At 57.0% G+C, this 22,002-nt stretch carries 18 protein-coding genes; 8 read left to right on the top strand and 10 right to left on the bottom strand.

What is annotated here, in order from left to right; genetic code table 11:
- Nucleotides 1-155 precede the first annotated feature (155 nt).
- Nucleotides 156-671 carry a cupin domain-containing protein gene (locus CUC55_RS13815; protein ID WP_067647270.1) on the bottom strand — a complete coding sequence of 172 codons (516 nt, stop codon included), beginning with the start codon at nt 669-671 and terminating at the stop codon, nt 156-158.
- A 317-nt stretch (nt 672-988) separates the two neighbouring features.
- Here CUC55_RS13815 and CUC55_RS13805 point away from each other — a divergent pair, with 317 nt between their 5' ends.
- Entirely contained in the window at nt 989-1,876 is an 888-nt protein-coding gene (locus CUC55_RS13805) for a LysR family transcriptional regulator (protein ID WP_082760196.1), read from the top strand.
- A 38-nt stretch (nt 1,877-1,914) separates the two neighbouring features.
- Here CUC55_RS13805 and CUC55_RS13800 read toward each other — a convergent pair whose 3' ends face one another.
- Entirely contained in the window at nt 1,915-3,054 is a 1,140-nt protein-coding gene (locus tag CUC55_RS13800; protein WP_103088242.1) for an NAD(P)/FAD-dependent oxidoreductase, read from the bottom strand.
- A 208-nt stretch (nt 3,055-3,262) separates the two neighbouring features.
- On the opposite strand from CUC55_RS13800, the gene CUC55_RS13795 reads away from it, so the two are divergent.
- The 4 genes from CUC55_RS13795 (at nt 3,263) to CUC55_RS13780 (ending at nt 9,026) form a co-directional block, all read left to right on the top strand.
- On the top strand, nt 3,263-5,347 hold the full coding sequence (locus CUC55_RS13795) for a hydantoinase/oxoprolinase family protein (RefSeq protein WP_103088415.1): 2,085 nt from the start codon (nt 3,263-3,265) through the stop codon (nt 5,345-5,347).
- Nucleotides 5,348-5,353: 6 nt separating this feature from the next.
- Nucleotides 5,354-7,342, top strand: a complete 1,989-nt coding sequence (locus CUC55_RS13790) for a hydantoinase B/oxoprolinase family protein (RefSeq protein ID WP_103088241.1) — start codon at nt 5,354-5,356, stop codon at nt 7,340-7,342.
- Nucleotides 7,339-7,662: a (2Fe-2S)-binding protein gene (locus CUC55_RS13785; RefSeq protein WP_067646367.1), complete on the top strand. Its 324-nt coding sequence runs from the start codon at nt 7,339-7,341 to the stop codon at nt 7,660-7,662. The genes CUC55_RS13790 and CUC55_RS13785 overlap by 4 nt, the downstream gene beginning before the upstream one ends.
- Entirely contained in the window at nt 7,659-9,026 is a 1,368-nt protein-coding gene (locus CUC55_RS13780; protein ID WP_067646364.1) for an FAD/NAD(P)-dependent oxidoreductase, read from the top strand. The genes CUC55_RS13785 and CUC55_RS13780 overlap by 4 nt, the downstream gene beginning before the upstream one ends.
- Before the next feature lie 176 nt (nt 9,027-9,202).
- On the opposite strand, the gene CUC55_RS13775 is transcribed toward CUC55_RS13780, so the two are convergent.
- Nucleotides 9,203-10,528 (bottom strand): NAD(P)/FAD-dependent oxidoreductase, encoded by a 1,326-nt coding sequence (locus CUC55_RS13775; RefSeq protein WP_103088240.1) that lies wholly within the window; start codon nt 10,526-10,528, stop codon nt 9,203-9,205.
- A 226-nt stretch (nt 10,529-10,754) separates the two neighbouring features.
- Between CUC55_RS13775 and CUC55_RS13770 the strand changes: the two genes are divergently transcribed.
- Nucleotides 10,755-11,231 carry an Lrp/AsnC family transcriptional regulator gene (locus CUC55_RS13770; protein WP_067646358.1) on the top strand — a complete coding sequence of 159 codons (477 nt, stop codon included), beginning with the start codon at nt 10,755-10,757 and terminating at the stop codon, nt 11,229-11,231.
- A gap of 11 nt (nt 11,232-11,242) precedes the next feature.
- On the opposite strand, the gene CUC55_RS13765 is transcribed toward CUC55_RS13770, so the two are convergent.
- From CUC55_RS13765 to CUC55_RS13735, 7 genes are all read right to left on the bottom strand, one after another.
- Complete coding sequence (locus tag CUC55_RS13765; RefSeq protein WP_103088239.1) at nt 11,243-12,907, bottom strand: ABC transporter ATP-binding protein; 1,665 nt, start codon at nt 12,905-12,907, stop codon at nt 11,243-11,245.
- Nucleotides 12,907-13,755 (bottom strand): ABC transporter permease, encoded by an 849-nt coding sequence (locus tag CUC55_RS13760; RefSeq protein ID WP_425352191.1) that lies wholly within the window; start codon nt 13,753-13,755, stop codon nt 12,907-12,909. The genes CUC55_RS13765 and CUC55_RS13760 overlap by 1 nt, the downstream gene beginning before the upstream one ends.
- Nucleotides 13,752-14,702: an ABC transporter permease gene (locus CUC55_RS13755; RefSeq protein ID WP_103088238.1), complete on the bottom strand. Its 951-nt coding sequence runs from the start codon at nt 14,700-14,702 to the stop codon at nt 13,752-13,754. The genes CUC55_RS13760 and CUC55_RS13755 overlap by 4 nt, the downstream gene beginning before the upstream one ends.
- Nucleotides 14,703-14,833: 131 nt before the next feature.
- Nucleotides 14,834-16,447 (bottom strand): ABC transporter substrate-binding protein, encoded by a 1,614-nt coding sequence (locus CUC55_RS13750; RefSeq protein WP_067647264.1) that lies wholly within the window; start codon nt 16,445-16,447, stop codon nt 14,834-14,836.
- 75 nt (nt 16,448-16,522) lie between these two features.
- Nucleotides 16,523-17,239, bottom strand: a complete 717-nt coding sequence (locus tag CUC55_RS13745; protein WP_067647261.1) for an HAD-IA family hydrolase — start codon at nt 17,237-17,239, stop codon at nt 16,523-16,525.
- A gap of 232 nt (nt 17,240-17,471) precedes the next feature.
- Nucleotides 17,472-18,845 (bottom strand): aspartate aminotransferase family protein, encoded by a 1,374-nt coding sequence (locus CUC55_RS13740; protein WP_103088236.1) that lies wholly within the window; start codon nt 18,843-18,845, stop codon nt 17,472-17,474.
- 14 nt (nt 18,846-18,859) lie between these two features.
- Nucleotides 18,860-19,708, bottom strand: coding sequence for a GNAT family N-acetyltransferase (locus tag CUC55_RS13735; RefSeq protein ID WP_103088235.1), 849 nt, complete (start codon nt 19,706-19,708; stop codon nt 18,860-18,862).
- 318 nt (nt 19,709-20,026) lie between these two features.
- Between CUC55_RS13735 and CUC55_RS13730 the strand changes: the two genes are divergently transcribed.
- On the top strand, nt 20,027-20,695 hold the full coding sequence (locus tag CUC55_RS13730; protein ID WP_067646341.1) for a haloacid dehalogenase type II: 669 nt from the start codon (nt 20,027-20,029) through the stop codon (nt 20,693-20,695).
- Between the two features lie 27 nt (nt 20,696-20,722).
- Complete coding sequence (locus CUC55_RS13725; protein WP_103088234.1) at nt 20,723-22,000, top strand: NAD(P)/FAD-dependent oxidoreductase; 1,278 nt, start codon at nt 20,723-20,725, stop codon at nt 21,998-22,000.
- Nucleotides 22,001-22,002 lie beyond the last annotated feature (2 nt).

Below are 22,002 nucleotides of genomic sequence, written 5' to 3'. Positions count from 1 at the left end.
AGAAGCGTTGGCAACGCGAGGATCCATTTTGCACCGCATATGAGCAATTTCGGGTAGTCGAAAACAACAAACCTGGTGGTTATTTGTTCCGTCAGGCCATCGCGCATCTTGGTGAAGAGCATCTCGCTTTGCAAACCTTTTTGTTTGTTCGCCAATCATCGCTGTGTGGTATCAAACTTTGTCGGCTGCCATAGATCATTCAAGCCACCTGACGCACCAAGAACGGGATCGCTGTTCGGTTTCGGCAAGGATTCTATTGTGGCCAGCATAGGGGATGTCGCAGAAGAGCGCTGGATATCGGCACATTGGCCTGGAGGATAGGCGCCGACCACTTGAAAGTCTGGCGAACTCTCAATGTTGCGGTGCCCCGTTCCGGCGGGCAATATCACGCAATCCCCCTGGCCGACATCCACCACGGGGCCATCAGGTCCCCCGATCTGAAGCTTTGCGTGGCCTCGCCCGATGCATAGAGCCTCATGCGCACCGCTGTGGTAGTGGTGATAGTCGAACACGCCATTGCGCCAGATGCCCGTCCATCCGTTTGAGGAGAACATTGTTTCAATGGCATGAGAGCTAGAGGCCATCTCAATCTGCCGGTAGACGATCACAGGAAAATTTGGGTTGTTCGGCACCCATTCGCTTTCAGTCACCATGAAATGTTCAGTCTGCATGCTCATGGGTATCGGCCTCGTTAAAACGTTATGTTCTGCTTCTGATAACCATCAAGCAACTGTCCGGTTCCTGTCGATAAATGCTGCTTCGGATCATCATGGTCGCAGCGTGATGCGGTTCGATCACATGGAAANTCAAATTATACGCGTTGCGAATTTCCGCTCACCCTGGCTTGACGTCGGCGATGCGACCGGCTGTCACCTGTTACGTTCGAAAAGCAGCAAAAACGTAACCTGAGAGTGTATACGAAGCTCGCGGGCTATTCAGCTTGATGAAAGCCTTCGGTTATGTGAGGCTGTTTCCCGGAGTACCTTCAATGAATGCCCGCCAACTCGAAATTTTCCGCACCATCATGCGCGATGGATCAGTGACCGCGGCCGCCAATTCGCTCGGTGTTTCCCAGCCCGCTGCGAGTAAAGTGCTTCACCATCTCGAGAGCCAGCTTGGTTACAAGTTATTCGAGCGGATCGGTGGACGGTTGATCCCCACGATGGAGGCTCATCTTATCTACGAAGATGCGGATCGGATTTTTCGCGAGCTTGAAGTGCTGAAGCAGCTGACACGCACAATTCGCGAACGCAAGCTCGGGCTCTTGCGCATCGGTGCAAGTCCACCGATTACCTACTCGATCATTCCCCAAGCGCTGCTGGAGTTTCGGCAAAATCACCCGACCGTGAAGGTCCATCTCCAGGCCCTGCCAAAAAAGGAAGTTGCAGAGCAGTTGATCATTGGTGACATTGATCTCGCATTGACGCTTTCATCGATCCAGGCGCCAACAATCCGTTCGGAAATCCTGAGCGTTGTGCCGTTGATGGCCGTCATGCGTGAGGACGATCCACTGGTTAAGCTTGACCGCGTTACGCCTGATGTTCTGGAAGGTCGCTCGCTGATATCGTATGACAACAATTCCTCGATCGGCCCCCAGATCGAGAATGCATTCAGAGAAGCGGGCTACAGCCGCGACCTTGCAATCCAGCTATCATCGTCGGTCGGTGCAATGCCGCTCGTTTCCGGCGGGCTCGGCATCGCTTTGGTCGACGGTCTGGTTCGATGGAATGACTTTCCGGGATTGACGGCACGTCCCTTTTACCCTGCCATCAATATGCACCTCGCCGTTTCGGTGAATACTGCCCGGCCGACATCGCGTTTCTTCAAGCCGTTTATGGCTTCACTTCGAAGTGCACTTGAGATGCAGATTCGCTGACCGCTATGGCGTCCTTTGCGGATTCCGCGGTTCATGGATTAATCGGCACTCTCCGTTAGTGTTTGCTTGACAGCACGAAAGCGCCCGGGACGAAAATCGTGTAACGGAACGTCGCTCCTGCCGGTATGGATGATTTCGGCCATCACGTCGCCAACCCCTGGCCCAAGCTGAAAACCGTGTCCGCTGAAACCGAATGCATGGAAANGCCCGGGCATCGTGGAGGAGGCCCCCATAACAGGAAGGCCATCTTCTACATAGCCCTCACATCCGGACCAGGTTCGGATCACAGAGACATTGGCGAGCGCGGGGAGAATTGGCAAGAGCGACCGCAACTGGCCAGGCAGGCGGGCAGGATCTGCGAATGCGTGACCGGTGTCTATGGAAACATCAGTGCGCTCTGCTCCACCGCCGAACACGATATTGCCGCGTTCAACCTGCCGAAGGTAGCCGCCACCATGATCGTGACCCCAAACGCCGACAACCGGAATGATCCGATGAGGGAGTGGTTCGGTTACCCCCATCTGCGGCCCCCGAGCCGTGATAGGAACCGGCTCACCAAATTGTTTTGCGATTGCGGCCCCCCAAACGCCAGCCGCATTGAGCAGATATTGCGTGCCGTAAGAGCCTTTGGACGTGTCGACCTCGAAACCGCTGGACGTCTTCCTGATCGCCGAGACATTTGCCTCTTCGATGATGTCGGCACCCAGCCGTCGTGCCGCATCGGCGAAAGCTGGTGCGATCAGGCGCGGATTTCCGCTGCCGTCCTTTGGCGAGTAGGACGCGCCTATGGCGGTTGGCCCCAGACCGGGAAANCGGGCCCGTATCTCGGCTGGCGTCAGTTCGTCGAGATCAAGACCCCATGGGCGGGCATCCTGGGCGAAGCTGCGCATATCCGCGAGCCCCTTTTTGCTGAATACCAGTCGCAGATGACCAGTTGCGCGAAACTCGACGTCACGCCCCAGCATTTCTGCAGCCTTTGCCCAAAGTTCAAGCGACCTGTTTGCCAGCGGAAGCTGTGGCAGGTAGCGCCCGCTACGGCGGATGTTGCCAAAAGAAGCGACCGTTGCACCGCTGCCGACCCTGTTGCGCTCGATCAGGGTGACGCGCAATCCGCGACGCGACAAAAANTAGGTAGCAGCGGAGCCCATCAAGCCGCCGCCCAAAACGATCACGTCCATCTCGTCCTCCATCTTCGAAGTGGCGTTACCGTTCGCAATCGCGAGTACGCTTGTCAAAGTCGAGATCGCCCACCTCCCATAAGTCAGGGCTATGACCACTTACGACGCAGCCCATAACCAAACCCTATGAGAGGTAATCGTTTCGCGCTTGGACCGCGATACGTCTCCCATGCAAGCTTCGGGGCGAGCAATGTGAGAGGGAATGGACATGGCAAATGCCGCAGCACCGGTGACGGAGATCAAAGAAGCGCAGAACTGGAAGATCGGCGTCGATATAGGCGGAACCTTTATGGATTTTTGCGCCCTTGAAACGCGATCGGGACGTGTTGCGTCACTCAAGGTGCTGACAACGCCCGACGAGCCCGGTGCGGAACTCATGACCGGGCTGACCATACTCGCTGAGCGTGAAGGGCTTGATCCGGCAAGTGTCACCCGTTTCGTCCACGGAACGACCGTTGGGATCAACACAGTTATCCAGCGGCGCGGTGCCGCGCTTGCCCTTTTTACCAATGCGGGGTTCGAAGACGTCATTGAACTGGCGCGATTGCGCATGCCGGACGTCTATTCACTCTTCTGCTCTCGACCCGAACAACTAATTGCCCGTGATATGATCTTCGGCATTCCGGTGCGCCTGCGGGCGGATGGAAGTGAAGCGCAAGCTCCGGACATGACGGCGGTCGCCGCTGCGGTATCGTCCGCACGGTCGAAGGGTGCATCCGGCATTATCATCTCATTCCTTCATTCCTGGCGTGGCGGTGCGCAGGAGGAAGCCGTGAAGGCGGAAATAGAGCGGATCGCTCCGGATTTTTTTGTTTTCGCTTCGTCAGAGGTTTGGCCAGTCATTCGCGAATATGAACGCACGACAACGGCAATCCTCAACGGCTACGTTCATCCTCGCGTTTCGGGTTACCTGACCGCTTTGGAGGAAAAGCTGGTGGCACACGGTGTGACGGCGCCCGCACTGCTGACCAAGTCTAATGGTGGCGTCATGAACGCGACGGAAGGCAAGCGCTCATGCGTGCAGATGCTCCTGTCGGGGACTGCGTCAGGCGTCATAGGTGCTGCGTGGCTTGCGCGTCGTGCCGGTGAAAAAANCATACTGACGCTTGATATCGGCGGCACGTCGGCGGACTTTGCCCTGATCATCGATGGCGAGCCGCAATTTGGTACCGGCGAGCTGATCGGTGAGTTCCCACTGCATGTCCCTTCGGTTTCGGTAAGTTCGATCGGCATCGGCGGTGGCTCCATTGCAAGCATCGATTCCCATGGCATTCTGCGCGTTGGGCCGGAATCGGCCGGCTCCACACCCGGTCCGGCATGTTACGGTCGCGGGGGTGCACGCGCTACCGTGACCGATGCGATGGCCGTTTGCGGTTGGCTCGGGCACAGCCAGATGGCGTATGGGCAACTGCAAATCGACGTCGATGCCGCCCGCGCTGTCGTCGCCATACTTGCCGACCAAACCGGTCGCTCGGTCGAGGAAGCTGCCCAGGCGATAATCGACATCGCCATTTCGGAGATGTTCGTCGAAGTCGAAAAACTCGCCTCCAGGGCTGGTGTCGATCTGCGCGACTTCACGTTGATGCCTTTTGGCGGCGGCGGCCCTATGCTTGGTGCATTCCTAGCGCGTGAATTTCGCATGGCCAAGGTCATCGGGCCGCGGCGCCCCGGCGTTGTCTCGGCGCTTGGCGGTCTGGTTGCGGACCTGCGCGGAGATTTTATCCGAACGGTCTTTACGCATCTTGATAGCTCGGTGGCTTCGCTTTTGCGAGACACGCTGGAAGGACTTGCCAAGGAGGGTAAGGCCTGGCTTCAAAAACAGGGGCAGACCGGCCCGGCCGACCTGAACATCTCAGCTGACATGCGTTATGTCGGACAGAGTTTCGAGATCGAGGTTCCACTGGAGTGGGAATGGATCGCTCAGGGTAGGATCGACGCGATGGAGCAGGCGTTCCATGCCATGCATGCGCGGATTTACGATTTTCACGATCCGGACGGTGCTATCGAAATTGTCAATCTGCGCTTGGCGGCAATTGGCGCTGGCCCAGTACTCGAGTTTCCTATTCAAGCGGAAGAACCTGCGGTGATCCCGCAACCGGACCGGACCATTTCGGTGTTTACCGGCAAAACGGTCGAACAGATCGGGCTGTACCGCCGCGATCTGCTTCGGCCCGGCGGATGCTTCAACGGTCCGGCCGTGGTGGCCCAGGAAGATACGACCTTCGCCATTCCCGCCGGGACCTTGGTCGAGATCGACCGTCATCTGAATATGCATCTGACATTTCCGGAGTAACAGATAATGCTCGATCCATTGAACCTCCAGGTATTTGCAAACCACACGCGGGCTGCCGCTGAAAACATGGCCTATACGCTGCAACGTACGGCCCATTCCGCCTTCGTCAAGGAGACGGAAGACTTCACGGTGATGCTCGTCAACCGCAGAGGCGAGACGTTCGGTGTTCCGCTCGGGCTCGGCGCAACCTGGTATCCCGGTCTTACCTACACCCGCGCGATCGACATGATCGCCGATTACAAGCCCGGCGATGTGGCCTTCACCAACGATCCCTATTCGTGCTTCGTCGCCACCCACGCGCCGGATACACATCTTTGGAAGCCGGTCTTTTTCGAAGGGGAGATCATCGCCTGGACCGGAGGCCATATCCATAACACGGATATGGGCGGCGCAGTGCCAGCTTCGCTATCGCGTGCGCTAACGGAAATACATCAGGAAGGGATCCGCTTTCCGCCGATGAAGTTGGTCAACGAGGGAGTGTTTGACGAGAATATCCTCCGGATCATGACCACCAATGTGCGCAAGCCCGATCTCAACATTGGGGATATCAAGGCGCTTGTGGGCGCGCTCAATACGGGGGAGCGCAAGATCCTCGCCATGGTGGAAAAATTTGGTAAGGAGGCGTTTCTGGAAGGCGCAGAGGTGCTGCTTGACCACGCTGAGGCCCAAGCGCGCGATATTCTGCGTTCGATGCCTGACGGGACATGGGAGTTTGTCGACTATGCCGATGAAGACAGCGTAGAGGCAAACCCGTGCCGCCTGAAACTGAGACTGACGATCACAGGTGGCGACGCCATTCTTGATTTTACCGGGTCAGATCCACAGCTCGGCTCTTCCCTCAATGTTCCCTCCGGTGGTGATCCGCGGCACACGATCCTTCTGGTTGGCGTCTATTATGTCCTTTACACGCTCAACCCGAAAATCCTTCTCAACACAGGCCTGACGCGCCCCTTCACCTGCATAACCCCGGAGGGTAGCGTTCTCAATCCGGTGTCGCCCGCAGCCGTCGGTATGCGTTCGCTGACATGCGCACGTCTACGTTCCGTCATCTTCGGTGCCTTCTCTCAAGTGGTACCTCATCTCCTTCCGGCAGCGCCTGCGGGCAATAACTGCATCGTCAATGTCATGACCACTGATGAGCGCAACGGCCGCACAATTATTGCGGCGGTCAATCCTGTTGTCGGCGGCGGCGGGGNCATGCCCNATCGCGACGGCACCAATGGATCGGGCGCGGATGCCGCCTATCTGAAAAATACACCGATTGAGATTACCGAGACTGAAGTTCCGATCGAGTTTGTCAGGTATGGGCTCGCGATCGACAGTGGTGGCGCAGGACGGTGGCGCGGTGGACTGGCAACCGAACTCGCGTTCCGGGTATTCGCTCCCGGCAGCCGCATCACGGCGCGAAACCGCGACCGCAGCTTCTTCCGTCCATGGGGCGTGCTGGGTGGAAAGGCCGCAGGCCTGTCCGATATGGTCGTCAATCCAGGCGGCGAGGACCATCATCGCCTCGGAAATATAGACACTGCGGTTCTTCAGCCAGGTGACGTTCTGGCAATCCGTTCGGCAGGCGGAGGTGGTCGCGGGAATCCGATGGAGCGGGAAGCCTGGCGGGTCTTGCAGGACGTCGACCGCGGCTACGTTTCCCTGGAGGCCGCCGAAAGGGACTACGGCGTCGTTATCCAGAATGGTGAGATCAACGAGGCTCTTACCGCTAAGCTCAGAGCGTCACGGACGAAATCCAGCGCACATTTTCACTACGGTCCCGAGCGCGAAGGCTATGAGGCGCAGTGGACGCCGGATGCATATGCACTGTTGACGGACACCCTGGCGGCTCTTCCAATTCATTGGCGGTTTTTCATCAAGACCGAGATATTTCGCCGTATGAAGGGAAGAGCGGGGCAAGACGGGGTGGCTCAAGCGCTGGCAGAGGTGCGGGTGCGGTTTCCTGGAATGCCGATACTCACGCGGCCTGTCAAAGAGGCGGCCGAATGATCCGGAAATGGCCAAAAGCGACTGATACCGGCCGGATCGTCAGGCTTGCCGAGCAGGGCAGGCCGCCCATCCGCTTCCGGCTCAATGGTACCGAATGCGAGGCTCTGAGCGGTGATACGGTGCTGACGGCTATCCTGCTTTCGGAAAAAGCCCTGCGGCGCTCTGAATTTGGCCCAGAGTCGCGTGCTGGATTCTGCTTGATGGGTACCTGCCAGGATTGTTGGGTATGGCAGGAAGATGGAAGCCGGTTACGGGCATGCACCACGTTTATTGCTGAAGGAATGGGTCTGAAAACAGACGCACCGGAGGAATGGCAATGACGATGAAAAGCGAAGAAAGAGTAGTGATTGTGGGTGCGGGGCCTGCCGGCATGCGGGCCGCCGAAACCTTGGTCGCTGCAGGCGTAACGCCTGTCATCATTGACGAGGGTCTTAAATCTGGGGGNCAAATCTATCGGCGTCCTCCAGATGGCTTTCAGCGTCCGCCTGAAAAGCTTTACGGATCGGAGGCTCGCAAGGCTGTCGATCTTCATGGCGTGTTTGATCAGTTGGTCGCATCGGGGAAGCTGGATTATCATCCACAATGCTCGGTCCTGGCGGTCGCGCAAAACATTCTCTACGTCCTGACGCCAGCCGGACGACGGGAGTTTGCCTATGATCGTCTCATTCTGGCGACCGGAGCGATGGACCGGGTGGCGCCGGTTCCGGGGTGGCAGGCGCCAGGCGTCTACAGCCTTGGCGCTGCGCAAATTGCGCTGAAGTCGCAGGGTGTTGCTCTCGGCCGTGAAATTGTTCTCGCGGGCTCGGGTCCCTTGTTGACCCTTGTCGCGGCACAATTGCTGATGGCCGGAGCAAATATTCGCGCCGTTCTCGATACGTCGAGCTTGACCACCCAACTCTCTGGATTATGGGGAATGCTTGCCAGACCCCGCGTGGTGCTGCGCGGTTTATTCTTGCGTGCGAAGCTGGGTCGTCTCTACCATTTGGGCGTGCGGTTGGAGGAGATCGTCAGTGACGCAAATGGGCCGACTGGCGTTCGCTGGAAGAACATTTCCGGTGAGACACGCTACACCGCGTGCGATATGGTCGGGCTTGGCTGGCACCTGCGTTCGGAAACACATCTGGCCGGACTTGCGGGTTGCAGTTTCGATTACGACCACGATTGGGCTCAGTGGATCCCGCGCGCTGACCGAATGGGCAGAGCGGGCAACGGGCTGTATCTTGCCGGCGATGGGTTGAAAATACTCGGCGCAGACGGGGCAGAGATCGCCGGCAGACTTGCCGCAACCGGATGTCTTATCGACATGGGCGTGGCTGCGCCTGGCACGGCACGCGATGTCAGCCTGCTGGGTCGTTATGAGCGCTTTGCACGGGGCATGGCTCGGGCCTTTCCATGGCCGCGTGATATGGTTCGGGCCGTACCAGATGAAACAATTGTATGTCGCTGCGAGGGAATCACCGCTGGGCAGCTGCGCGAGAATGTCATTTATGGAGGTTCGGAGGTTAACCGCGTAAAATCTCTATCACGGGTCGGGATGGGGAGATGCCAAGGACGGTTCTGTCAGATTGCTGGTGCTGAGCTCATAGCCGCTCAAGCGGGTGTCAGAGCTTGCGAGGTGGGCCGCTTGCGTGAGCAGGGACCGGTTCGTCCGCTTCCGATCGGCGCATGGGTCGAGGATGCCTAGCAAATTCCGTCCTTTTGAAGTCTGTGGCCGCGAAAAGGGTCACACGGCTTCGCACAATAAGGACATTTTTGCACCCAATGCCCTCGTGCCACCCGAACCGGTTTTGCAATCTAGGCCGAGGGGGCAATGGTTTGAGTCGCCATCATTCATTCGATTTGATGCCATGAGCACCGAACTCAAAACTCCGCGACCTTGCCCCAGACGGATGTGTTAAGGCGGGCTGGGCGGTATGGGACCGGGTCGACAAGCGGTCGTGCCCCGGTGACAATATCGGCCACCAGATGGCCGGCACCCGGGCCGATGCCAAAGCCGTGTCCACTGAAACCGGCGGCCAAAATGAGACCCGGAACGGTTTCGACCTCGCCTATGGCTGGCACACCATCCGGCGTGCTGTCGATAAAACCGGCCCAGGCATTGGCAATTGTCGTCTTCCGCAGTTCCGGCAGCAAATCCTGCGCCCGGCGAAAGGTTTCGTCTATTTGCGCCTGGTCGGGTTTGGGATCGAGAATGCGGTTCTTCTCCATTGGGGTTATGGCGTCCATGCGCCATTTTTNCAGGGTCTCATGACCGGCCTTCCAGCCTTCCAGCCCACCAAGTGCCAGGCTTTTTCGGCGTTTGAGGAACATCGGCACGAACTCACGGGAGAAGCGAAGCTGTTGCGGTGTGGGATCGACGCGAGCCCGGCCGCTGATCGCCAGCGTGTAGCCGCCATCGCCCCGGCTGGTGATGGAAACCTCTGCCGTGTGTAAAGCATCAGGCAGACCTTGTGCGCCTGGAGTCACCGATAAANTAGATGAACGAATGGCGGCTTGGGGAAACCGGATGCCGAGTTGGTGGCACAAGGACGACGCCCATGCACCGCCCGCCAGCACCACTGTTTTGGTTGTGATCGTTCCATGTTCGGTGACGACGCCTGAAACTTTGCCCCCCTGCAATTCCAGACCACGCGCGGCACACATCTGGTGCACGGTTCCGCCGAGCTTGATGATCGCACGCGCCACGACGGGTGCTGCCCGTGATGGATCGGCGATACCGTCTGTGGGCGAAAACACGCCACCCTTCCAATCCCTGTTGGTGGCGCGTCCACGCTCCCTTGCCTCATCCGCACTCAGCATATGTGTGGTCACACCGGCTGTGCGGGCAAAATCACGCCAGCGCGCCCAGCCTTCGAGTTCGGCTTCATTGTTGCTGAGATAGAGCAACCCGCACCGGCGAAAGCCTGTCTCTTCTCCGCTGTCCTGTGCGAAACGTTCCCACAGGGCCAGGCTATGCGTGGACATCGGTAATTCGCGAGCATCGCGGTTCTGCTGTCTGCACCAGCCCCAATTTCGGCTGCTCTGTTCGGCCCCGATGAGGCCCTTCTCGATCAGCGCCACCTTCAGTCCGCGCTGTGCCAGATAGTAGGCGGAAAATACCCCGGCCACGCCGCCGCCGATCACGACAGCGTCGGCGTCCTTGGGCAATTGGGATGAGGTTTCTATCCGGTAAAGCGGTGCGGGCATTGCGTTCTCCTACAGATGAGTCATTCTAGCAGTCTCGCCGTTTCGCACCTGCCGCAAGAGGTGGCTTGAGTAGCATTTTATTCTGTAGCCCTGCGCCGTGTCGCATCATTCTGCCAAAAACACTTTCGGCGTTTTTCTGCAAGAAAAATGCGGGCGGTTTAGCTTGTGCAACTTGCCACGCCGCATATTATGCTGCTCAGTTGTTTCGTAACAGGATGGTGTCAAAATGAAACTTGACCGGATCGATATCAAGATTCTCCATGAACTCCAGAAGAACGGTCGCATCACCAATGTCGAGCTGGCAGAACTTGTAAGCCTGTCACCCAGCCCCTGCCTCATGCGCGTCAAGAAATTGCAAGCGGAAGGCTTCATCACCAGCTATTCGGCGCAGATCAATATCGTCAAACTTGGTCAAACCCTTACCGTCTTCACCGAAGTAACCTTGAAGAATCATCGCCAGATTGATTTTGCCCGCTTTCTCGCAGCCGTGGAAAAACTGGATTCCGTCATCGAATGCCATCTCGTGTCTGGAGGTTACGATTATCTGCTGAAATTCGTCACCGCCAGCATCGGCGAGTATCAGGCTACAATGGAACGACTGATAGATTTAAATATCGGTGTCGACAAATATTTCAGCTTCGTCGTGCTGAAGTCACCTATCGTTAAACCGCATATTCCGCTGACCAGCCTCTTCCCGATATAACGTCGCCGCGTTCAGCGCTGTGCGAAAACACGAACCAGCTCAGGATCTCGCTCCAACCCGTCCAGCCAGCCCGTGTCGAGTTTGGGAACGGACGAAAACAGAAGTTTGGAATAGGGGTGTGCATTGGCGTTGCCTATGGCGGATGGCGGCATTTGTTCGACCTTTTCGCCCGCATACATCACAGCGATCTCATCGCAGATTGCCTGAACCACAGACAAATCATGGCTGATGAAAATGTATGAGAGCTTCAGCTCGCGCTGCAATTCCTTCAGCAGATCGATGATGGCAGCGGCGACGACCGTGTCGAGTGCCGAGGTAATCTCGTCGCAGAGAATAACCTTGGGGTTGGCTGCCAACGCTCGTGCAAGATTGATGCGCTGTTTCTGCCCGCCGGATAATTCGGCAGGGCGCCGGAATTTCATGTTGCGGGNCAATTGCACCATGTCCAGCAACTGGTTCACCCGTGCCTCGCGTGCGCGTCGGTCCATGCCATAATAGAATGCCAGCGGACGCTCCAGAATGTCGGAAATCGACTTGGACGGGTTGAGCGCCGTATCGGCAAACTGGAAANCGATCTGCATTTTGCGCAATTCTTCGCGCTGACGCTCACGAGCATTCGGCGCCAATTCCCTGCCGTCGAAAATGACGTGGCCTGATACTGGGGGCAAANTTCCGGCAATGGCGCGGGCCAGCGTGGATTTTCCACAGCCGGATTCGCCGATAATGCCTAGATTGCGGCCTTCTTCCAGCGAGATATCGACCGACTTCAGGGCTAGTGCCAGTGGCATACCGTTTGGTTGGATGGGGCCGTAACCTGCGACGATGCCCTTTGCTTCCAGCAACGGCTTCTTGCCAGTCACAGCATCCCGATCTGCCGCGCTTGCGTGGATGCGGGGTTTGAAGGCTGCGAGCAACTCTTGCGTATAGGGGTGTTTGGGGTGGTTTAGAATCTGGTCGGTGGTGCCGATTTCCTGGATTTCTCCACCTTTCAGAACGACGATACGGTCAGCGATCTGCGCAACGACGGCAAGATCATGCGATACGTATACGCCCGCAAGATTGCCTGCCTTCATCACGGATTTGAAAGCACGCAGCACTTCGATCTGGGTGGTCACGTCAAGTGCTGTCGTTGGCTCATCGAAAATGACCAGACGCGGATTACCGATCAGCGCCATGGCCGCCGAAAGCCGCTGCAATTGCCCGCCGGAGACCTGATGCGGGTAACGATTCCCAATGGTCTCGGCATTGGGCAGAGCCAGAGCGCGAAACAGTTCGACAGCTCTGGACTTTGCCTCCGCATCGCTCATCAACCCATGGATACGAACGACTTCGATGACCTGATCCATAACGCGCTGCGCTGGATTGAAGGCGGCAGCAGCACTTTGCGGGACATATGCGACCTCCGTGCCACGCAGTTTCGAAAGACCTTTCTGCGAGGTCGCAGCCATGTCGCTGCTGCCCAATCGCACCGAGCCGCCAACGATCTTGCAGCCCGGGCGGGTGTGGCCCATCATTGTCAAGGCAATTGTCGTTTTGCCCGAGCCACTCTCGCCGATCAAAGCAACGATTTCGCCGTCCGCAATGTCGAAACTGACACCGCGAATAATCTCGACGGTACGGCCTGTATCGGTTTTTGCCTCAACCTTGAGATCACGAACTTCAACGAGATTTGCCATCAAGCACTCCGGTCACGAATTTTCTGCGGCAGGTTGTCGATCAGCATGTTGACGCTGATGGTGAGGGTGGCAATCGCGATTGACGGAAAGATTACGGCTGGTGCGCCGAAGGACAGGCCACCAATGTTTTCCCGGACCAATGCGCCCCAATCTGCATTCGGGGGCTGTACACCAAGCCCAAGAAACGACAGGCCCGACAAAAGCAGCACGATGAACACGAAACGCAAGCCAAGATCGGCGAGCACAGGCCCCATTATATTGGGCAGGATTTCCGAGCGGATAATGTACAGTACGCCTTCGCCGCGTGCGCGGGCCACTGTCACGAAATCCATCGTATTGATGTTGACGGCAAGCGAGCGAGCAAAACGGTAGGATCCGGGCGTATAGATGATTGCCATCGTCATGATCAGAACGGGGATGGAGGGCCCCATCGCTGCAACGATGACGAGACCGAAAAGTTTGCTTGGAATGGAAATCAGTGCATCGAGAAAACGCGATAGGCATGTATCGAACCAGCCGCCGGAAACAGCAGCGCACATGCCGAGGGTTACACCGGTAAAGCAGGCGATGGCAACGGACGCCAGCGAAATGCCAACCGTGTAGCGCGCACCCATAAGGATGCGCGAAAAGATGTCGCGACCAAGATAGTCCGTTCCCATGATGAACTTTTGGGACATGGGACCAAAATAATCAAAATCGACAATCTCGCCGACGGGGTAGGGGATCAACAGCGGCGCGAAGATCGCGATGGCTGCCCAGAACAAGATGATCGTGAGCGCGGCGATACCGACAGCATTGAAACGATAGCCAAGCCTGCGCGGAGAAAGAACAGAGAATGTCATGGTCAGCGAAGCCTCGGATTGGCAACGATGGCAATAATGTCTGCAATGGTGATCAGGACGAGATAACCGAGGCAAAAANTCATGGCGCATGTCTGGATGAGCGGGAGGTCGCGGGTGGATACGGCATCGACCATCAACTTGGCGATGCCTGGGTAGTTGAAGATGGTCTCAACGATAATGACACCACCCAACAGATAGGAAACCGAAAGTGCAACCGCGTTGACGATCGGGCCAAGCGCATTTGGCAACGCATGTCGCAGAACCATGCGTGACCGTGACGCGCCCTTCAACAGTGCCATTTCCACATAGGGCGTATCAAGCGTTTCAATAACCGCCGCACGTGTCATGCGGATCATCTGCGCGGAAATCACGAAGCTCAGTGTGATGACGGGCATCGCGAAAACACGCAGAAGTTCTCCAAGGGAATGAACCTCGTTGGCGAAAGCAAGCGCGGGCAACCATTTGAGGTAGACGGCGAAAATCAGGACGGCGGACGTCGCGACCATGAATTCCGGCACGGAAATGACGGTGATGGAGACGGTGGTGACGATGCGGTCGTAGAGCGTGCCGCGCATAATGGCAGCCGTTATCCCGAGTGTCAGCGCAATAGGAATGGAAANCAGCGCAGTCACTGCGGCCAGCTTCATCGTGTTGGCCAGTCGCCCACCGATGAGATCAACGATCTCCATATTATTTGCGTAGGATTTACCAAGATCTCCCATAAAAAGGCCCGCAAGCCAACGCAGGAACCGCAAGATTGCGGGATCATCGAGGTGCATTGCGGTTCTCAGTCCCGCTACTGCTTCAGGCGTTGCCGATTGCCCGAGCAGGATTTGCGCAACATCGCCCGGTAGCATTTCGGTTGCAAAAAAANCGGCAAATGAGACGATCAGCAATGTGATGACAGCGACAAAAAGCCGATTTATGACAAGTGCAAGGACATGTTTGTTCATGTGGCCTCTCTTTCGGAAGTGATCCCGCTTTCGTCGCATATCACTGTCAGGCCAAACGGGTCCGATGGCAATGCTCTGAAGCAGATGGACTTTTGCCCGCAGCGTCACTGCGGCGGGCAAAAGTTCAGGGATCAGGCCTCAAGCCATACGTGCTCGGCGAAGGCGTAACCCATCATTCCGCCAAGCGGGCTTGATTGCAGGCCCTTGAGCTTGGAAGAGATGCCATCGACGTTGGATATATAAACCGGGATGATTGTTCCAGCTTCTTCCGCAATCATGACCTGCATCTCGTTATAAATCGTTTTGCGCTTCTCGATGTCCAGCAAGCCGCGCGCCTCCACCAGCATCTTGTCGAACTTCTCCGACTTGTACTGGCTTTCATTCCAAGGCGCATTGGACGCATAAAGAAGCGAGAAGAGAATATCGGGCGTCGGGCGCGGATTGATGTTACCGAAATGGACCGGTGCCTTTAGCCAGTAGTTAGACCAGTAACCGTCGGACGGCACGCGCTGGACATCGAACTTCATGCCAAGCTCGGCGCCTGCGGCCTGAACCACCATGGCCATGTCGATAGAGGAGCTTGCGGCTTCGGAGGCGACAATCGGGATGGACTGACCGATGAGGCCGGCTTTTTCGAAGTGGAACTTCGCCTTGTCAGGGTCGAACGCCTTCGGCTTCAAATCCTTGTTGTGATACATGTTGGCTGGCGAGACAGGCTGGTCGTTGCCGATTTCGGCCAGACCACGCAGCACAGACTTCTGAATCTGCTCGCGATTGACCATATATTTCATGCCCTGCACAAAATCGGCCTTGTTGCCGGGAGCCATGTCGAGGCGCATGTTGAGGTTGGTGTAGTTGCCGGAAGTCGTCTTGGAGATAACAACGTTCGGCTGCCCTTCCATAAGCCGGATAGCGCGCGGGTTCACGGACGCGGCAAGCTGAATATCGCCTGCCAGAAGCGCGTTGACGCGGGCGGTATCGTCTGAGATCGCGAAGAACTCGAAGGAGTCGAGATATGGACCTTCCGACTTCCAGTAGTTCTTGTTCTTCGTGGCGACGGAACGAACACCCGGCTCGAAAACCTCGCAGACGAAAGCGCCGGTGCCGTTGGCCTTGGCAAAGTCCGTGGTTCCATCGGCAATGATCATGAAGTGGTGCAGCGCCAAAATGGTCGGCAAATCGGCGTTCGCATTTGCAAGCGTAATTTCGATGGTCAGATCATCAACGGCTTTGAAGCCTGTCATCTGCTTGGCGATGGAGTTGACTTTAGAGCCGACGGCGGGGTCGAGATGGCGCTTGAGAGAATAGATGACGTCCGCCGATGTCAGCGATTTGCCATCGTGGAACGTCACGCCCTTGCGCAGCTTGACGGTCCAGACCATGGCGTCCTTACTGTCGATGCTCTCCGCCAGCTCCATCTTTGTCATGCCCGCCTCATCAATGGTGGACAGGCGGTTATAGAAAGCGCAGCAGCGAACATAATCGGTTGAAAGCGATGCTTTGGCCGGGTCGAGCGTATCGGCGGTAGAGGATGACCAGCCAGCTGCCTTGAGAGAACCGCCGGACACGGGTGCTGCGGCGAGCGCCTGACCGGCGCGTCCGAGAATGGCAGAGCCTGCAGACATGGCAATGCCCCCTGCCGTCAGCATCTTGAGCAGGTCGCGTCGGCTCGCGCCACGGCGGATGGCGTTTTCGACCATCGCATCGTCGGTGGATGTCCAGTTCATCATGGAATTGTCTGTCATGTTCATTCCCCTTTTNGTTGAGTTCATCCGGGTCGAACGGCTTATGGCGCCGCTTTTTACCCATTGCGGGCAGTTTCAGGCGTCACTTTTCTCCCCGACGGCATCAGCAAGTGCGGCCATGGAGGTGAAGTGGAAATCGGGCTTCGTGAAGTTTTCGGGCTCGATCGTTCCGCCGTAGCCCTTCTGAGCATGGCGTCTTTCGATCCAGCAGTTCGTCATCCCGAGCTTTCGGGAAATCCCGATGTCGTGGTATTGGCTTTGTGCGACATGCAGGATGTCGTCCTTGGTGCTGCCCTCGGATTGAACGAATTCGAAGACATGTTGGAAAAATGCAGGATCCGGCTTTTCGGTGCCCGTGTCATCCGCAGTGAAACCTTGATAAAACGGATTTCCAAGTTCTTCGGAAAAGCATTCGAAGGCCCAACGCTGGGCGTTCGTCATCGCGATCAGCTTATAGCGTTTCGCAAGCTGGGCCAGTGCCTGTACGCTATCGGGAAACGCCTTCCAGCTTTTTGCAGAATCGCGGAGCCGTTCACCAAGAGCACGCTCGGCAGGCAAGCCAAGGTCTGGAGCGATCACCAGGTAGACGCGAACGAGGTCATCGGGAAACAGACCGACATCCGGCAAATAACGGGCCTTGCGATACAAGGCGAGAGCGGCCTCGCCATCGATGTCGACGCCGCGTTCCGTACCAATCTGCTTCAGGCAGTGTGTCAGGCCGCTTTCAAAATCGATCAGCGTGCCAACCACGTCGAAGCTCAGATATTTGAAGTCTGCTAAACTCTTCGGCAATATCATTCTCCTGTTTCAAAAAANGCGGATCGCGGATGATTTTGGTTGCCCTCACAGAATTCTATGCTGTCCGTTTTTTACCCTCAAGCGCTTCTTCTACGGCTTTTTNGCCATATTCTGCTTTCTTCCCAGCCATCATCGCAACAATCACTGGCGAGATACACTGAATGATCGAACCGCTGCGGCAGAATATTCCGAATATCCTGCCAAAGCGGTATTTCCCGCACAGCCCTCACGCCATAGCTGAGCGAACGTCCGGGTCATTCAGCGTTTGATCGAGCGTCAAGCGGGTACGCTCGATGATGGCATCTATGTCGCTTTCCGTGCAGCACAGCGGTGGTGCGTAGCCGAGAACGCCATTACCGAATGCGCGGATGACGAGGCCGTTATCCCAGGCGCGGTCGAAAATACGGCGCGATGGATCGGCGGCAGCGGGTAGAGGCGTCTTCTTCTGCTTGTCCGTCACCAGTTCGATGGCGGCCAGCATCCCGCGCCCGCGCACGTCTCCCACCAGCGGATGGTCCTTAAGGCTTTCCAGTCCGGCCATTAGCCGAGCGCCAGCTTTCACCCCGTTTTCAAGAAGCCCGTTCTCGTAAAGTCTCAAGACTTCCAGACCCACGGCGGCGCTGACCGGGTGTGCCGAATAGGTATAGCCATGGCCTATTGCGGCCGCACCTGCACCATCTGCAATGGTATTATAGACTTTGTCCGACATGAATACGGCCCCNATGGGNACATAGCCAGAGGTCAGACCTTTCGCCGTTGTCATGAAATCCGGCACAACATCATCGTCCGAACACGCAAACAACGGTCCGGTCCGACCAAAGCCGGTGATGACCTCGTCGGCGACCAGCAGTACGTCATACTGCTTGCAGACCTCATGCATCGCTTTCAGCCATCCCGTCGGTGGCACGAGAACGCCGCCTGAACCCTGGATCGGCTCCACGTAAAATGCCGCAACATGCTCCGCACCGATCTCCTCTATCTTTGCTTTCAGTACAGCAACGGAAGAGGCGATGATGGCTTGCGGGTCGGTGCCGGCAGGGTTGCGATAAGCATAGTGAGACGGAATTTTGTGCTGCCAGTCAAATGGCAGGCCGAAGCCTGCATGGAAGACCGGAAGTGCCGTGAGGCCAGCGCCGACTGTGCTGGAGCCGTGATAGCCCTGTTCGAGCGAGATGAACTGGTCCTTCTCCGGCGTGCCGAGCGAGTGATAATAATATCGGATAAAGCGAACCGTACTGTCCACCGCATCGGACCCGCCAAGCGTGAAGTAGATATGGTTGAGATCACCCGGCGCACGATCTGCAAGTTCCGATGCCAACCGGATCGCCGGTTCCGAACCGAGGCTGAAATAGCCTGTCGCGTAGGGAAGCTCGCGCATCTGTTTTGCCGCCGCCTCCACGATGCTCTCGTGGCCGTAACCAGCGTTGACGCACCAAAGGCCCGCAAACCCATCGATCATCTGATGGCCGGTCATGTCGGTGACGGTGGCACCTTTGGCAGACTTTAAAACGCGCACGCCGAGTTTTTCGTGGCCGCGGTAGGACGCAACCGGATGAATCAGATGTGCGCGGTCGAGTTCGATAAGGGAATTGCTGAGCATAATGTTCTCCAGGATCAACCGAGGGCCTGACTGGCCAATGCAAATGTTTGAGGGGCAAATGTTTGGGTTGTGGTGGTGTCGCGCGGCTTTCCATCACGGACCATGGCTATGCCGCCGCCGACATGGGACAGGCCAAGCTCCGTCAGCCAGAGTGCAAGACCGCTTTGTTCGCTCGTGTCGACGCGAAGGAACTGCCCCTGTTTTCCGGCAAGGAGAAATGACAACAGCATCCTGGCTTCCGAGGCGTTTTCCGCTACCACGGGNCCGATGACTTCGCCGCGTCCGAAGCGACGTATGGCCCCAAAACCGACAACGCGATCATCGCGACGAATGACGGCGAGGCGGCCATTGTTGGCGAGATAGGTGATGAGGTCGCGACGATCCATGCCGCAGGCGGCGTGATCGAGGCTCATGCATTCCGCTACATCCGAAGCATTTGCCCACTCCACACCGTCAGGCGGTGGGACGGACGATATCAGGCCCTGGTGCTGAACGATGCGGTGCGCTTCGCGAAATCCCAGCTTCTGATAGAGCGGCAGCCCGTCTTGCGTGGCAACCAGTCTGCATTCGCGTCCACTTGCGGCATTCAGCGCAAANTCCATCAGACGCTTGCCGATGCCCAGTCCACGCATGGCCTCATCGACGATGACCATATTGATGGTCGCGACATCATCTCCATAAAGTGTTGCCATGGCCGTTCCTAGAACGCGATCCCTGTGAACAGCAGCAACGCCTTTGCTGAGCGACGAGCCCATCGCCCAATCCTCGATCCGGTGCGGCCATTGCGCTTGCTGCGAAAGCGCCAGCGCACCTTCCAGATGGTGCGGCTTAAATTCGACAAGATCGATCTGGCTTGCCAGCATGGCGTTTTCCTCGTGCTATGGTTGGTTTCTTTGATAGACCCTTGAGCGAAGAAGATCGTCCCGACCTTGACACTTGTTCGATCAGTTTGCGCTGTCTGCAATAGTGCGCGCCGCATCTTCTGCTGCGGGGAATACTCTTCGATGTTGGCAGCGTCGCTCAAGCCAGGGCTCTGCGGAACTCTCTGCCAAAGCTGTGCTTCGATACGCAACAATCTGCTTCGCGGAATGGTAATTGCGGTGAGCGCAGCCGAAATCCTACGCTTATGATGACCTTATAAGAGAGCGCAGCCATATGGCCAATCCATGAGGACAAACGACATGACCCAGTTTCGCCCGAAATTCATCACCTTCGATTGCTACGGCACGCTGACCAACTTCCAGATGGCGGAAGCGGCACAGACGCTCTACGGCGAGCAGCTGGATGCTGAAAAAATGGCGCAGTTCATCAAGAACTTTGCCGCCTATCGGCTCGACGAAATTATGGGAGACTGGAAGCCCTACAATGAAGTTGTCCATAATGCCGTGGAGCGCGCCTGCCGCAAGAACGGTGTCACCTTCAAGGACGAAGACGGTCGTTTCGTGTATGAGCAGGTGCCGAGCTGGGGTCCGCATGCGGATGTGCCTGCTGGTCTCGCAAAAGTCGCCAAGGAAATTCCGCTGGTCATTCTGTCGAACGCCATGAATGAGCAGATCATGCACAATGTGGAAAAGCTGGGCGCGCCATTCCATGCTGTCTATACCGCCCAGCAGGCCAATGCCTATAAGCCGCGTTTCCAGGCTTTCGAATATATGTTCGATATGCTGGGCTGCAATCCGGAAGACGTTCTGCACGTCTCCTCGTCCTTCCGTTACGATCTGATGTCGGCGCATGATCTCGGCATCAAGAACAAGGTCTGGGTCAACCGTGGCCACGAACCGGCCAATCCTTATTACGGCTACACCGAAATCAAGGATATCTCGGGCTTGCCGGGCGTCGTTGGGCTTTAATCCATTTNATAGAGGGGAATGAGGACGATGCAGTTCAAATCCTACTGGCACGACACGGCCCCGATCTTTGCCTCTGCTGCGACGGGACAGGTCGAAGGCACCTTCGATGTGGCCATTATCGGTGGCGGCTTTACCGGTCTGTCCGCTGCCCGCAGTCTGGCGAAGGGCGGAGCCAAAGTGGTTGTGCTGGAGGCCCAGCATGTCGGCTTCGGCGGCTCCGGCCGCAATGGCGGACATCTTAACAACGGCATCGCTCACAGCTTCGTCTCCGCAAAGGAGCATCTTGGTGTAGAGCGCGCTAGCGCGCTCTACCGCGCCTATGATGATTCCGTTGATACGATCGAGGCAATCGTCGCCGAAGAGGGCATCGATTGCAGCTTCCGGCGTGCCGGCAAACTGAAACTGGCATCGAAGCCAGCACATTTCGACGCGATTGCCAAAANCTTCGAGGTCGTCAACCGAGAGATCGACCCTGACACGGCGCTTCTCTCCAAGGCTGATCTGAAAAGCGAGATCGGCTCGGATAATTTCCATGGTGCGATGCTCTCGAAAAAANGCGGCATGATGCATATGGGTCGTTTCGTGCATGGCATCGCGGAAGCCTGCGTGCGCCATGGTGTGACGATCTTCGAAAAAGCACCGGTCACGGATCGCAGCGAACAGGGCGGTATTCACAGGCTGACCACACCGCGCGGTACTGTCGAGGCACGCAATGTCATCGTTGCCACCAACGCTTATACCGCGGGGCCATTCGATTATTTCAAGCGCCGCATCATCCCCGTGGGCAGCTTCATCGTGGCGACACGGCCGTTGAGTGATGCCGAAGTCGCCTCCGCCATGCCCGGCAACCGCACTTGTGTTACCTCCATGAATATCGGCAACTATTTCCGGCTGTCACCGGATAACCGTTTGATCTTCGGTGGGCGCGCGCGGTTCTCCGCGACGTCCGATGCGCGTTCGGATGCGAAAAGCGGTGAAATCCTCAAGAGCGGACTGGCTGACATCTTCCCGCAAATGCGCAGCGTCGATATCGACTATTGTTGGGGCGGTCTGGTGGGCATGACCAGCGATAGGTTCCCGCGCGCGGNCGAAGTTGAAGGCTTGAATTTTGCCATGGGCTATTCCGGCCACGGCGCACAGATGTCGATCCATATGGGAACGCTTCTCGCAGACAAACTGCTCGGCAAGCCAGACCGCAACCCGTTGAAGGGGCTGGTTTGGAACGCTGTGCCTGGCTATTCCGGCAAACCGTGGTTCCTTCCCGTCGTCGGCTTCTACTACAAAATGTTGGACAAGTTTCAGTGAAA

The organism is Agrobacterium bohemicum, assembly GCF_002896715.1.
GTDB lineage: Bacteria > Pseudomonadota > Alphaproteobacteria > Rhizobiales > Rhizobiaceae > Agrobacterium > Agrobacterium bohemicum.
The sequence above is the reverse complement of the archived record's forward strand: the minus strand, read 5'-3'. Positions and strand labels throughout refer to the sequence as shown.